The following is a 14,190-nucleotide window of genomic DNA, read 5'->3' on the forward strand; positions in this document are numbered from 1 at the left end:
GAGAATATGACAAAAAAAGTAGGTGTCGGTCGGGCACATAGTAAGATTATTTTGATAGGGGAGCATGCCGTTGTCTATGGCTACCCTGCTTTGGCTCTACCTTTAACTAATATTGAAGTGACTTGTCGCATTTTGCCGTCAGATCATGCGTGGATTTTGTATGAAGAAGATACTCTTTCTATGGCGGTTTTTGCTTCTTTGGAATTTCTAGGGGTGCAAGAGGCTTATATTCGCTGTGAGATTGAGTCAATGGTGCCTGAAAAGCGCGGAATGGGTTCTTCTGCGGCAGTGAGTATTGCTGCGATTCGAGCTGTTTTTGATTATTATGAACAGGAGTTGGATAGGGAAACTCTGGAAATTTTAGCCAATCGAGCGGAGATGATTGCCCACATGAATCCGAGTGGTTTAGATGCTAAGACATGCTTAAGCGATCGTGCTATTAAATTCATCAAAAATGTTGGTTTTTCAGAGTTTGAGACGAATCTTGGAGCCTATCTTGTGATTGCAGACACAGGGATTTATGGGCATACACGGGAAGCTATCCAAGAAGTTGAGCAACTCGGAATGACCGCTTTGCCACATCTTCATCAGCTTGGAAAATTAACCAATGAAGTTGAAGAAGCTTTAAAAGTAAAAGATTTAGAGAGAATCGGGATTGCCATGTCAAAAGCTCACCTCAGCTTAAAAAATCTAGGCGTGAGTTGCCCTGAAGCCGATTGGCTTGTTGCCACAGCGCAAGAAAATGGAGCACTTGGTGCGAAAATGAGTGGTGGTGGTCTAGGTGGCTGCATTATCGCTCTAGTGGCGAGCAAAGAAAAGGCTGTCAGTTTGGCTGATTTATTGAGAGAGAAAGGAGCGGTAAACACATGGATCGAAAGTCTGTAAAGGTGCGGTCTTATGCCAATATTGCCATTATCAAATATTGGGGTAAGAAAGATACTGTCAAGATAATTCCTGCAACGAGCAGTATTTCTTTGACCTTGGAAAATATGTACACAGAAACAACTCTGTCTAGCTTACCAGTGAGTGCCCAGTCAGATGAATTTTACATCAATGGTGTTCTGCAAGATCAAGCTGAACATAAAAAAATGAGCAATATTATAGATCGTTTTCGTCCTCAAGGAGCTGGTTTTGTACGAATTGATACAAAAAATAATATGCCGACAGCAGCGGGGCTTTCATCTAGTTCAAGCGGTTTGTCTGCGCTTGTTAAGGCTTGTAATGACTTTTTTGAATTGCACTTGTCCACAAAAGAGCAAGCACAAAAAGCAAAATTAGCTTCTGGGTCTTCCTCACGGAGTTTTTATGGACCGATTGCAGCTTGGGACAAGGATAGCGGAGAGATTTATCCAGTAAAGACAGATTTGAAATTAGCGATGATAATGCTGGTTTTGTATGATCAGAAAAAGCCGATTTCAAGTCGTGAGGGAATGAAACGCTGTGCAGAAACCTCCACGACATTTAGTGATTGGGTGAGACAGTCCGAAGAAGATTATAAAGCCATGTTGACTTATTTGTCTAACAATGATTTTGCTAAGGTGGGAGAATTAACAGAAAAAAATGCGCTTGCCATGCATGCTACCACTCAGACAGCAACGCCAGTGTTTTCTTACCTGACCGAAAAAAGCTATGAAGCAATGGACTTCATCAAACAATTACGCAGTCAAGGAGAGCGTTGTTATTTCACTATGGATGCAGGACCAAATGTAAAAGTGCTGTGTTTGGAAGAAGATTTGGAGCATTTGGTGCCGATATTTGCAGAAAAATACCGCCTCATTGTCTCTAAAACGAAGGAATTGCCAGATGACTAAAACAGTAAGAACATGCGGGAAATTGTATTTGGCAGGGGAATACTCTGTATTGACAGCGGGGCAAGGCGCGATTCTGAAAAATATTCCGATTTATATGACGGGAAAAATTCATTTTTCTGAACGTTATCAATTGTTTTCAGATATGTTTGACCATACTGTGGATTTGACACCTGATGATGAGTACAGTCTCATTCAGGATACGGTTGCTGTTATGAATGAGTTTTTACAAAGTCGATCCATTTCACTACGTCCCTTTTTCTTAACCATTACTGGAAAAATGGAGCAAGATGGAAAAAAATTTGGTCTTGGCTCTAGTGGGAGTGTCGTAGTTTTAACCATACGAGCAATAACAGCCTTGTATGGTCTGGCGTTATCTGCTGAGGAAACCTTTAAGCTGGCAGCCTATGTCCTTCTTAAACGTGGGGACAATGGCTCAATGGGAGATGTGGCTTGTATCGCTTATGAAGATTTGATTTATTACCAATCTTTTGACCGCAAAAGAATAGCGGAGCAGATCAATGAGTCGCCCTTAGAAAGTATATTAGCTCAGGATTGGGGAACTGTCATTCGGAGAATCCAACCACATCATCCATTTGATTTTTTTGTAGGCTGGACAAAAGAACCAGCTATTTCTAGAGATCTTATCAATCAGGTCAAATCAGCAATTTCATCCAGTTTTCTAACACAAACACAAGAAGAAGTTCTTCGACTGGAGAAGGCGCTGCTTGCTGGTGAGAAAGAAATTATGAAAGAAAGCCTAGAAAAGGTTAGCCACCTATTGGCGGAACTTAGCCCCGCTATTTACAATGAAAAACTGAGAGCTTTAAAAAGAGCCAGTCAAGGATTGGACTGTGTGGCAAAGAGTAGCGGTGCTGGCGGTGGTGACTGCGGCATAGCATTGTCATTTAGCGAGACAGATAGTCAAATCTTAGTGGAACGTTGGCAAAGGGCAGAGGTTGTCCTTTTATATAAGGAGAGGTGGGAATAAATGAGTGAAAATCGTAAAGACGAGCACATAAAGTATGCTTTGGAGCAAACCTCTGGCTACAACAGTTTTGATGACATGGAGCTTATTCATTGCTCGCTTCCTAAGTATGATTTGGACGAGATGGATTTGACGACGCAGTTTGCAGGCAAAGATTGGGAATTTCCGTTTTACATCAATGCTATGACAGGTGGAAGTGAGAAAGGGAAAGACATCAATCAGCGCTTGGCACAAGTTGCAGAATCCTGCGGTATTCTCTTTGTCACAGGCTCTTACAGTGCTGCCGTGAATAATCCAGCAGATGATTCTTATGCTGTCAGCAAAGACAAGCCCAACCTGCTCCTTGCCACTAATATTGGAGTGGATAAGCCGTATTCCCTAGGTCAGCAGGCAATCACAGACCTTCACCCTCTTTTTTTGCAAGTGCATGTCAATCTCATGCAAGAATTGCTCATGCCAGAAGGAGAACGCTCTTTTAAAACTTGGCGAGCACATTTAAAAGACTATGCTGAGCAAAGCACAGTCCCGGTAGTGTTGAAAGAGGTTGGCTTTGGTATGGATTTGGCAACGATCGAAACTGCTTATGACCTCGGTATTCGAACGGTTGATCTTTCTGGTCGTGGCGGAACGAGCTTCGCCTATATTGAAAACAGGCGCGGTGGCAATCGAGACTATCTCAATGATTGGGGGCAATCGACACTCCAAGCCTTACTAAATGCTCAGCCGATGATGGATAAAATGGATATTTTGGTGAGTGGTGGCGTACGGCAGCCGCTTGATATGGTGAAGGCTTTTGTGTTAGGAGCTAAGGCTGTAGGACTTTCACGCACCATGTTAGAATTGATTGAGACATATTCGGTGGATGAAGTCATCACGATTGTAAACGGTTGGAAAGAAGATTTGCGTTTGATTATGTGTGCACTTGGTTGCCAAAATTTGCCGGAATTAAGACGAGTGCCTTATCTTTTGTATGGACGTTTGCGAGAAGCACAAGATCAACTAAATAAAGAAATCCGATGAGTTTTTTCACTTATCGGATTCTTTTTTTTCTATGATTTTTGACGAATGTTTTCTAAAATTTCTTGTGCTCTTTTGAGACTAAAATGTTTCTCAGAAATGAGTTGAGAAACCAGAAGAGCGATTTCTGTATCCTTAGCTCCTGCTAAAAGAGCGAGAGATTTGGCTTGTAGCTTCATGTGACCGTGCTGGATACCGGTGCTGACCAGGGCTTTTAGAGCCGCAAAATTTTGCGCTAAGCCGATAGACGCAATAATACTGGCTAACTCTTTGGCGGTTGGTTGTTTTAGCAAGTCAAAGCTAACTTTCACCGTAGGGTTGAGCCCAATAGAGCCCCCTTTTGTAGCAATGGGAAGAGGAAGCGTAATCTCTCCGCAGAGCGTTTGAGTAACTTCCTTGATTGACCAAGTAGTCAATCCTTGATAGGAACCATTTCTACTAGCATAGGCATGCGCGCCTGCTTCAATCGCCCGCCAGTCATTTCCTGTCGCTAATACGACAGCATCAATTCCGTTGAAAATACCTTTATTGTGGGTGCTGGCACGATAAGGGTCTTGCTTGGCAAATTGGCTTGCCAGCACGATTTTTTTGGCAATGTCAATGGCTTCTGATTTATTTCGACTGAGAAAACGAAGATCAATTTCACAAGTGGCAGTTACCAAGGCTTCTGTCGCATAATTTGATAGAATTGCCATCAGGCTTTCACCGCCAGTCAACTCTTCTAATGGTGTTTTCAACGCTTCTAGCATGGTATTGAGGATATTTGCGCCCATAGCTTCTTGGGTGTCAACTGTTAGATAAACGACTAAAAATTCAGCTTCGCCATTTAGCCATTCTACACGTAAATCACGCGCACCACCTCCGCGGTTGACAATCGACGGGTGTGCTTGATTGGCCAGCTCTAGCAATTCTTGCTTGTGATTTTGGATATTTTTTATAGCCGCTTCAATATTTGCTACTTGATAGAGAGAAACCTGTCCAATCATTTGACGATTGTGAATAGTCGTTTTGAAGCCTCCAGAGCGCTTAATAATTTTTGCTGCAAAGCTAGCAGCCGCAACGACAGAGGGCTCTTCTGTTACGAAAGGTACCTGATAAACTTGCTCGTCTACCACAACATCAGGAACGAAAGAGTAGGGCAGAGCAAATGTCGCCAGAACATTTTCGCTCATTTGGTCGGCTGTTGAGAGAGGGAGCATGTGATTATGCTCAAGGTTTGTTTGATTATCCTCGTTTAGTAAGTGATAGTCTTTTAAAATTTGCAAACGTTCTTGAAGCGATTTTTTTGAAAAGCCCGTCCAACTTATCTTCATATTATTTTTCCACCTTGATGTATGTACGTTGGTGTTCTACGATTTCTGCTAAGGCAAAGTCTTGATTTTCATAGCCTGTAAAGCTAGCAGAGCCATTTTCATCTAGTTCTGCTTCTTCAAAAAATACCTTCTCATAATCTGGAATGCTCAGAGGTGTACGGCTGTCAAGTTTTTCCATACGATTGGCTTTAAGCTGCTGCTCAAAGCCTGCTACGAGCTGCCCACTAAAGATTTCTGATACAGCTCCGCTTCCGTAGCTAAAGAGCGCAATGCGGTCACCTGCTTTGAGTGTCGTACTATTTTCAAGCAGGGAAAGGAGACCTAAAAAGAGGGAGCCAGTATAAATGTTACCTACTTTTTGACTGTAAAGAATGGATTGCTCAAAATTTTCTTGCAGTTGTGCTTGTTGTTCGCTTGGCAATGTCTTATCCATGATTTTCCGCATACCTTTTAAAGCTAGCTTTGGATAAGGTAAGTGAAAACAAACTGCTGCAAAATCTTTCAAAGAGACTTGATTGCGCTTTTGGTACTCTGCCCAAGTTGTTTTTAGACTATCTAAATACTGTTGCGTAGAATACATGCCATTGACAAACGGCGTTGTCGAATAGTTTGGTCGCCAAAAGTCCATAATATCTCGTGTTTGAGCGACATTGTCCTCATTGAAGGCTAGAATTCGTGGATGACTAGTGATGAGCATAGCTATCGAACCAGCGCCTTGTGTCGGCTCGCCCGGTGTTCCAATCCCGTATTTGGCAATGTCACTAGCGATGACCAAGACCTTTGAGTCTGGATGTTTTTCAACGTGTAGTTTTGCATAATCCAGTGCGGCAGTAGCACTATAGCATGCTTCTTTCATTTCAAAACTACGCGCAAATGGCTGAATTCCAAGCAAACCATGAATAAAAACAGCAGAAGCCTTGCTTTGGTCAATTCCAGATTCACTGGCCACAATTACCATGTCAATAGCCTGTTTATCTTCTTCGGCCAAAATAGATGCTGCTGCACTCGCTCCCATGGTTACAATATCCTCTGTGACAGGGGCGATACTGATTTCTTTTAATAAAAGCCCCTTACTTAGTTTTTCTGGGTCAATGTTGCGTGCGGCTGCTAAATTTTCTAATTTTAATACATAGTTGGTTGTTGCAAAACCAATCTTATCAATTCCAATTGTCATCATTACCTCTATATATTTCGGTTTCATGTAAATATTATTCTATTCCATTTTATCATAATTCAAGTGGAAACTGAGAAAAAGACCATCTTAAGATAAGAAGGGCTTTAGACAGTTTGGTTGTTTTTATTGAATTACGAAGAACGGTGTTTTTGCAGATAATGGTAGAGTCTGAGCACCACCGTACCACTTGCCATTCCAATTGAAATGACCAAGGCTAAAATCACTACCAAGGTAGCATTAACCATAGCATGACTATAATTTCCGGTAACAAAAAAGGCAGTTGTACGATAAGAAAGATAGCCCGGAACTAAGGGAGCTAAAATGGCTAAGATAAAGACGACAGCAGGGGTCTTATAGAGAATGCTCAAAACTTGACTAATGCAAGATCCGATAATAGCTGCAATAAACGTAGCAATAATCACATTTGTTGGGCCTTTTAATACATAATACAAAAGCCAGATGAACATTCCAAGGATTCCTCCTGGGATTAACATACTTTTTTGAACATTTAAAACGATTAAGAACATTACAATTGCAAGAAAACTTGCAGCAGCTTGTAGTAAGACAGTCAATGGATTCACCTTTTATTTCATTAGGACAAGAGCTACGGAAGTACCAGCTCCGAGTGCCAAAGTGATCAACAGCGTTTCAAAGATTTTGCTCATTCCGGAGTTGAGATGATTGGTCATCAAATCACGCACGGCATTGGTCAGAGCAATACCGGGAACAAAAGGCATGACAGCACCAGCGATGATTAAGTCAGCACTGGAAGGAAAGCCAGAATAGCGCGCCCAGATCTGTGCCAGCAGACCAAAAATAAAAGCTCCTGCAAAAGCTGTGACAAAAGGAATGCGCACGTATTTATTGACCGAAAGAGAAAAGGCAAAGCCAAAGAAGGTTGCAAGAGCAGCGCCGAGCGCATCATAGAGATTGCCACCAAACATGATAGAGAAAAAAGGGGCACTAATAGTAGCAGCAAGTGTCAGTTGCCTGTTTGTGTAAGGTGTTTTCTTCTTTTTTAGCTGAGTTAATTTCTCAAAAGCATCTTCAAGACTGATGTCCCCACTAACCAGTTCACGCGATACTTGATTGACATCGCATACCTTTTCAATATTGTAATTTGAATGAGTGATACGTTTCATCCGCGAAATGTTGGTGTTTTCAATTGAAAAGAAAATAGCAACTGGCATTGCGAGAGCATTACAATCTATAATCCCTTGAGAATGGGCAATCCGAATCATCGTATCTTCTACCCGATAAATCTCAGAGCCACTCTGAAGCAAAAGTGTGCCTGCTAACATCAAGACATCAACAGCTAGATTGAATTGTTCTTCCCTTTCTAAATTTCGTTTCTCCACCATTTCTATATCCTTTTCTTTTAACTAACAATAAGTCTATTATAGCATAAAAAAGAAGAAAACCAGCTGGAATTTCCAACTGGTTTTTGAGAATAGAATTGAATTAGCTAAGGGCATCATCCATTGAGAGAACTTCGTGGAAGACACGTTGAGTCAATTCAGTTTTTTGTTCTTTTGTAAGGTATTTAGTGTTGACACAGTAACCTGAGATACGAACGATAACATCTTCACCATTCATAATCTTATCATAGACATCCTTCAAGTCCATAACGTTCAAGTTGACGTGTTGTCCTCCATTTTCAAAGTAACCATCAAGAATCGTTACCAAGTTATCTACCTGTTCTTCACGAGTTTTACCAAGAGCACGAGGTGAAACTTGTGTAGTGAGAGAGATACCATCTGCTGCATAGCCAAAGTCAAGGCTGGCTAGTGAGTTGAGGTTTTGCAACCAACCACCACGAGCTTTGTTAGATGGGTTCGCACCTGGTGAGAAGAATTCCAATTTAGATAAGTTCACTGAACCATCTTCGTTGAGGTATACCCCTTTGTGGACCGGTGAGTTACCAGTTTGTTTAGAATAGGCAACGTTCGAAGTGATAGTGAGAAGTGATACAGTCGCTTCTGCATTCTTGTAAAGTCTATGGCTGCGAAGACGAGTAGTGTAAGCTTCAATCAACCATTCTGCCAATTCATTTGAACGAGGATCGTCTTCACCCCAACGTGGGTAGTCACCAGTTGTTTCATAGTCGTAAATGTAGCCATTTTCATCGCGAATTGGTTTAACAGTAGCATATTTGATAGCAGCTAATGTATCAACAGTATTGGCAAATCCACAGATACCAAATCCCATGTTAGCACGTTGATGTGTAGGCAAGAAGGCCATTTGAACAGCTTCGTAGTTGTACTTGTCTGTCATGTAGTGGATGATGTTCAAAGCATCTACATAAGTGTCTGTCAACCAATCAAGTGATTTTTCAAAGTTTGCCTTAACAGATTCAAATTCAAGTACTTCGTCGCGGATAGGGTCAATATCAAATACTTTGTAGTCTTTGTGAACATCGTCGTAACCACCGTTCAAACCAGTCAAGAGAGCTTTAAGGACGTTTACACGAGCACCGAAGTATTGGATGTTGTGGCGTTGTTCTTCATTTTCTGGGTCAAGTGGTGACACACAGCAAGAGATACAGCTCATTTCGCCATAGCCGTCTTTTGCCATTGTCGTTACACCTTCGTATTGGATAGAAGAATGTTTGTGACTCATGTGCATGCAGTAATGACGGAAAGTGTATGGTAATTTATCCGTCCAAAGAACTGTCAAGTTTGGCTCTGGAGAGTTACCGATGTTGTCCAATGTGTTCAAGAAACGGTAATCCATTTTTGTAACACGGTGGCGACCGTCATTTCCCATACCAGCCATAGAAGTTGTGATGAAAGTTGGGTCACCTGAATACAATTCGTCATAAGCTTTTGTACGAGCGAATTTCACAGTACGAAGTTTCAAAACGAAGTCATCAACAAATTCTTGGATTTCTGATTCGGTGAAAGTACCACGAGCTAAGTCACGTTCTGCATAAATGTCAAGAACGATTGGAACACGTCCAAGTGAAGTAGCAGCACCGTTGACAACACGACAGACAGCCATGAAAGCAATGTTCACCCATTGAATAGCTTCTTTTACGTTCATAGCAGGTCTGCGAACATCAAGACCATAAAGGTCACCTAAGCGAACAACTTCTTTCAATGATTGGTATTGAAGGTTGACTTCTTCGCGAAGACGAATAGTTTCTTCATCAATGTCTGTCAAAGCGTTCCAATCTTCCACTTTTTCAGCCATCAAGTAATCTGCTCCGTAAAGTGCAAGACGAGCATAAACACCGATGATACGTCCACGTGAATAAGCATCTGGCAAACCTGTTACAGTGTGTGCGTGACGTGCGCGACGGATATTTGTTGTGTAGGCACGGAAAATACCGTCATTTACAGTTGTTACGTATTTTGTGAAGATTTCATGCATTTTAGGATCTGGTTCATAGCCATGTTCCTTCAAAGCAGTTTCCGCCATACGGATACCACCTTTTGGCATGAAGTTCAATTTGAACAATTCATCATTTTGGATACCATAGATTAATTCATTGTCTTTATCAATGTATCCAGCTGGAATGTCAGCGATTGAAGTAGCACGTGTATCCATTGGGAAACGCGTTTCTTCATAATGTGCTTTTGTGTCTTCGATAATTTTTTTAATGTGAAGAGAGCGTTCAGTTGGACCAGCTAAGAAACTTTCATCTCCGTCATAAGGAGTGTAGTTTGCTTGTACAAAACGAGATACGCTAGCTTTTTCGCGCCAATCTTCCCCTTTGAAGCCTTCCCAAGCTTTGTCAAAAATATCCTGTGCTTCGACAACAGTTTTAACAACCATGTTTTTTTCCTCTTGTATCTTTCTAGTAACACAAATCTGTTACATTTATAAAATAAGTATATCATATAGTAATCGTTTCCACAAATGGAATCTGGTCATAAAAGCACTTTCTTTTATAATACAGATTTAAAAACTAGCGTAAATTGTATTATATTTTTGAAAAAATCAGCATATTTTCAAATATTTTGGAAAAAATGATAAAAATTGTATAATGGAAGAAAGAACAGAGTCGAGAAAGGAGATGTATTGATGTTAATTTTTCCCTTAATCAATGATACATCTCGGAAAATCATTCACATTGATATGGATGCCTTTTTTGCCTCCGTAGAAGAAAGAGACAATCCAGCACTAAAAGGCAAGCCGGTCATCATCGGAGCAGACCCTCGTTTAACAGGCGGACGAGGCGTTGTCTCAACTTGCAATTATGAGGCGCGCAAGTTTGGTGTTCACTCAGCTATGAGCTCCAAAGAAGCTTATGAGCGTTGTCCACAGGCGGTTTTCATTTCGGGAAATTATGAAAAATATCAGGCAGTCAGCCAGCAAATTCGAGCCATTTTTAAACGATATACAGATATGATTGAGCCAATCAGTATTGATGAAGCCTATCTGGACGTGACCAAAAATAAGCTGGGTATGAAATCTGCTGTCAAGATAGCCAAGCTAATTCAGCACGAGATATGGACAGAGCTTCATTTGACCAGTTCAGCTGGTGTGTCCTACAATAAATTTTTGGCAAAAATGGCTAGTGACTATAAAAAGCCTCACGGCTTGACAGTTGTTTTGCCAGAAGAAGCAGAATCTTTTCTCTCTCAAATGGATGTGGCAAAGTTTTACGGTGTTGGAAAAAAGACGGTGGAAAAGCTGCATGATATGGGCGTTTACACAGGAGCAGATTTATTAGAAATTCCTGAGATGACCTTGATTGACTTGTTTGGTCGATTTGGATTTGACCTTTACCGCAAGGCAAGAGGAATCAGTAATTCGTCGGTAAAAGTCAACCGTATTCGTAAGTCTATCGGCAAGGAAAGAACTTATGGGAAATTGCTCCATAACGAAGACGACATAAAAAAGGAGCTGACCCTTTTATCACAAAAGGTAGCTCGTAGCTTAAAAAAGCATGGAAAATCTGGTAGGACGATTGTTCTGAAGATTCGCTATGCGGATTTTTCAACATTGACAAAAAGGCAGAGCTTAGCGACAAGAACGCAAGATGCGGAGCAGATTGAACGCATTGCACATGAGATTTATGATAGATTGGACGAGCAGACAAATGGTGTGCGTCTTTTAGGAGTGACAGTGACAGGATTTGGGATGTAAAAAAGTTTGGAATGGGGAGTTCCAAACTTTTTTGGCTCTATAATTTCTGTAGTGGGTAACACCACTGCAGAGATTATGGAGCCATTTTTCTACCATTTGTCAAGGAATTCAATGTTTTTCAGTCAAAGAATTGATGATTGATTTGATTTTAATAGTTTATCCTAGCCCTTTTCGGCTCTTTTGATTGGAAAAAGAGTACACAAAAACAACACCTTATCTAGCTATTTTTTTCATAAGGTGTTACAATGATAGAGCATAGACGGCTTTAATGATTTTGGGTTAAAGTGTAATCGTAAAGTTTGTTATGCGTAATGAGGTAATACATTGTCCTTATGAGGCGATGCATTGAGGCAATCGTATGAGGCTTAGTTGAAGTCGTCTGCGATTGTCTTTTTCGTTTCTCATAAAAGTCCGCAATGTGGCAAGGATTGGTATGACTGGCCGAAGCAATGTTGTGAATGGTCTTGAAGAGAATCTTTCTGGCATAAGGATTGCCCCGCTTGGTGATATGTTCTTGGGCCAAATAGTTCCCTGATTCATAGTGTCTCAGATCAATCTCGATAAAGGCGTTGATTTGATTGGGAGACTGAAAACGACGGATATCCCCTAATTTGCCTATGATAGATGTGGCGGTTGTTTCAGCGATACCAGGGATGGAGAGAAGAATCTCGTATTCTGGTAGAGGTTTGGCCAGCTCTATCATTTTGTCTAAGTAGCACAATAAGACTGTTTGGCTAGTTCAATGAGTTTCCCCACCAGATAAGCGACACGCTTGTCAGAGATGCGTTTGGCTGTAGACTGCCGAATGCTGGCAGTCAGTTCCATCTCAGACACTTCCAGGACGAAAGCTTTACTTGGGAATGCCCTCACCAGCTGCCAGTATTGTTCACCTGTTGGCGCTGATAAAATAGACTCTATTTCTGGGAAGGTCACTTGCAGTACTTTGTGAAGGCGATTCTTAGTACGAACGGTATCCTCTGTCAGATTCTGATAGAAACGACTCAAATCCCGCAAGTCTTGATAAACCTCCTCTTGAACATAGGTCGGTTTACGATTGAGCACAAATTGAGATTGTGCTAGTTTTTCAGCGTCAATCTTATCCGTTTTACGAACTCGCAGGCTATCCAGTTGCTTCTTAGTTTCCAAAGGATTGAGCCGTGTATAAGTGTAGCCCTTTTCCTCCAGAAAAGCTTGGAGCCGCTCCTGTAGCTTCAAAAACAATCTCTGGTGTTTGGACTTGCTTCAGGTCTTCTAAGAGACGGCGGAATCCAATGGTATCGTTGGGCATGGTGTAGCCATGAACCGTCTCACTGTTGACTAAAATAGCCACCTCTGAACTTGCTTTGCTCACATCAATTCCAAACACAGTCCGCATGATAATTCCCTCTTTGTCTTGGATGATACCTTGTTTTAGTGATGTCATTTTCAATACACGACGTCAAGCGTCCCACATACTTTGATAACATTCTTCCTAAAACAGGTGTCTTGCCAGTTTTGTGTACGACATCAAGCGTCAAAAAGACCCTCGACTTAACAAGACACCTCTACTTTAACATAAAGAAAAAGCAGTGAGTACTCTCTCCCGTCGGAGATTTCTTCACTACTAATCTTAGTATGTTTTGTTTTGTGAATATTGGCCATTTAGCATTTTAGTTGATTGTATTTTGTGATATAATGATTCAAATTATCAGTAAGGGAGGAGATTAGATGATAAAGACGGTTGGAATCGTTAGTCTATCAAGCGGGATTATAGGAGAAAGTTTCGTTAGACATGAGGTTGAGCTGGGATTGAAGCGCTTGAAAGACTTGGGACTTGAAGTGACGTTTTTAGAGCACGCACAAAGAGGAATGGATTATCTGAAAGACCATCCTGAATCGAGAGCGCAAGATTTGATTCAAGCTTTTGAAGATCCTTTAATTGATATGATTTTATGTGCTATTGGTGGAGATGATACGCATCGATTGCTACCCTATTTGTTTGAAGATAACCAATTAAAAAAGGTTGTGAATCAGAAAAGTATTTTGGGCTTTTCAGACACTACTATGAATCACCTCATGCTCCATAAGTTGGGAGTGAAGACTTTTTATGGTCAGTCATTTCTTGCTGATGTTTGTGAGTTAGAGGAAGAAATGCTGCCTTATACGCTTTCATATTTTAAAGAACTGATTGGAACAGGGACTATCTCTGAAATCAGACCGAGCAATTTCTGGTATGATGAGAGGATGGATTTTAGTGAAAAAGCCTTAGGAACGAAGCGGACTCGCCATGAAAATCAGAGATTTGAATTGCTGAAAGGAAAAGCAACATTTGAAGGGGAAATTTTAGGAGGCTGTTTGGAGTCGCTTTATCAGATATTTGATAATACAAGACATGAGGATACGATTGAACTGTGTACTCACTATCAGCTCTTTTCTAGTCTTTCAGAGTGGGCAGGAAAAATTCTTTTGTTAGAAACCAGTGAGGAAAAACCAGAACCAACTTTATATCGAAAAATGCTAGAAGTCTTGAAAGCGACAGGGATTTTTGCTGTTTTAAATGGTGTGCTTGTTGGAAAACCAATGGATGAAACTTACTATAATGAGTATAAGCAAATCTTGCTGGATGTCATTGATACGGATATTCCTATTTTGTATAATTTAAATGTTGGACATGCTACCCCAAGAGCAATTGTTCCTTTTGGGGTGAAAGCTCAAGTGGATGCCAACGAGCAAGTCATTCGATTCTTGAATGAACTGAAATAACTTTAAAAGTGCAGGTTGAAGAATGACCTGCATTTTGCGTGTTGTTTACGAATT

General features: G+C 41.0%; 11 protein-coding genes and 1 pseudogene. 6 read left to right on the forward strand and 6 right to left on the reverse strand.

Annotated features, from left to right (window positions below; all coding sequences use genetic code 11):
• The first annotated feature begins 6 nt into the window (after positions 1 to 6).
• The 4 genes from mvk to fni are packed head-to-tail and all read left to right on the forward strand — an operon-like array spanning position 7 to position 3,816.
• Positions 7 to 885: a mevalonate kinase gene (gene mvk / locus SanJ4206_RS00890; protein WP_003029415.1), complete on the forward strand. Its 879-nt coding sequence runs from the start codon at positions 7 to 9 to the stop codon at positions 883 to 885.
• The gene (gene mvaD, locus SanJ4206_RS00895) at positions 867 to 1,811 is read left to right on the forward strand and encodes a diphosphomevalonate decarboxylase (RefSeq protein WP_003029416.1); all 945 of its coding nucleotides are present in this window, start codon (positions 867 to 869) and stop codon (positions 1,809 to 1,811) included. The genes mvk and mvaD overlap by 19 nt, the downstream gene beginning before the upstream one ends.
• Entirely contained in the window at positions 1,804 to 2,799 is a 996-nt protein-coding gene (locus SanJ4206_RS00900; RefSeq protein WP_003029418.1) for a phosphomevalonate kinase, read from the forward strand. The genes mvaD and SanJ4206_RS00900 overlap by 8 nt, the downstream gene beginning before the upstream one ends.
• Entirely contained in the window at positions 2,800 to 3,816 is a 1,017-nt protein-coding gene (gene fni / locus SanJ4206_RS00905; protein ID WP_003029419.1) for a type 2 isopentenyl-diphosphate Delta-isomerase, read from the forward strand.
• A 29-nt stretch (positions 3,817 to 3,845) separates the two neighbouring features.
• Here the strand turns inward: fni and SanJ4206_RS00910 are convergent, their stop codons facing one another.
• The 5 genes from SanJ4206_RS00910 to pflB form a co-directional block, all read right to left on the reverse strand.
• Positions 3,846 to 5,126: a hydroxymethylglutaryl-CoA reductase, degradative gene (locus tag SanJ4206_RS00910; protein ID WP_003029420.1), complete on the reverse strand. Its 1,281-nt coding sequence runs from the start codon at positions 5,124 to 5,126 to the stop codon at positions 3,846 to 3,848.
• A 1-nt stretch (position 5,127) separates the two neighbouring features.
• On the reverse strand, positions 5,128 to 6,300 hold the full coding sequence (locus SanJ4206_RS00915) for a hydroxymethylglutaryl-CoA synthase (protein WP_037582701.1): 1,173 nt from the start codon (positions 6,298 to 6,300) through the stop codon (positions 5,128 to 5,130).
• Between the two features lie 131 nt (positions 6,301 to 6,431).
• Entirely contained in the window at positions 6,432 to 6,881 is a 450-nt protein-coding gene (locus SanJ4206_RS00920; RefSeq protein WP_003029423.1) for a threonine/serine exporter family protein, read from the reverse strand.
• Positions 6,882 to 6,884: 3 nt separating this feature from the next.
• The gene (locus SanJ4206_RS00925) at positions 6,885 to 7,661 is read right to left on the reverse strand and encodes a threonine/serine exporter family protein (RefSeq protein WP_003029424.1); all 777 of its coding nucleotides are present in this window, start codon (positions 7,659 to 7,661) and stop codon (positions 6,885 to 6,887) included.
• A gap of 100 nt (positions 7,662 to 7,761) precedes the next feature.
• Positions 7,762 to 10,077, reverse strand: a complete 2,316-nt coding sequence (pflB, locus tag SanJ4206_RS00930) for a formate C-acetyltransferase (RefSeq protein WP_003029425.1) — start codon at positions 10,075 to 10,077, stop codon at positions 7,762 to 7,764.
• Between the two features lie 249 nt (positions 10,078 to 10,326).
• On the opposite strand from pflB, the gene dinB reads away from it, so the two are divergent.
• Positions 10,327 to 11,394, forward strand: a complete 1,068-nt coding sequence (gene dinB / locus SanJ4206_RS00935; RefSeq protein ID WP_022525442.1) for a DNA polymerase IV — start codon at positions 10,327 to 10,329, stop codon at positions 11,392 to 11,394.
• 265 nt (positions 11,395 to 11,659) lie between these two features.
• Here the strand turns inward: dinB and SanJ4206_RS00940 are convergent.
• A pseudogene (locus tag SanJ4206_RS00940) lies at positions 11,660 to 12,769 on the reverse strand (IS110 family RNA-guided transposase).
• Positions 12,770 to 13,101: 332 nt separating this feature from the next.
• Here SanJ4206_RS00940 and SanJ4206_RS00950 point away from each other — a divergent pair.
• Positions 13,102 to 14,136: a S66 family peptidase gene (locus SanJ4206_RS00950; RefSeq protein ID WP_157622001.1), complete on the forward strand. Its 1,035-nt coding sequence runs from the start codon at positions 13,102 to 13,104 to the stop codon at positions 14,134 to 14,136.
• Positions 14,137 to 14,190 lie beyond the last annotated feature (54 nt).

The organism is Streptococcus anginosus (assembly GCF_001697145.1).
In the GTDB taxonomy this organism is placed as follows: Bacteria; Bacillota; Bacilli; order Lactobacillales; family Streptococcaceae; genus Streptococcus; species Streptococcus hominis.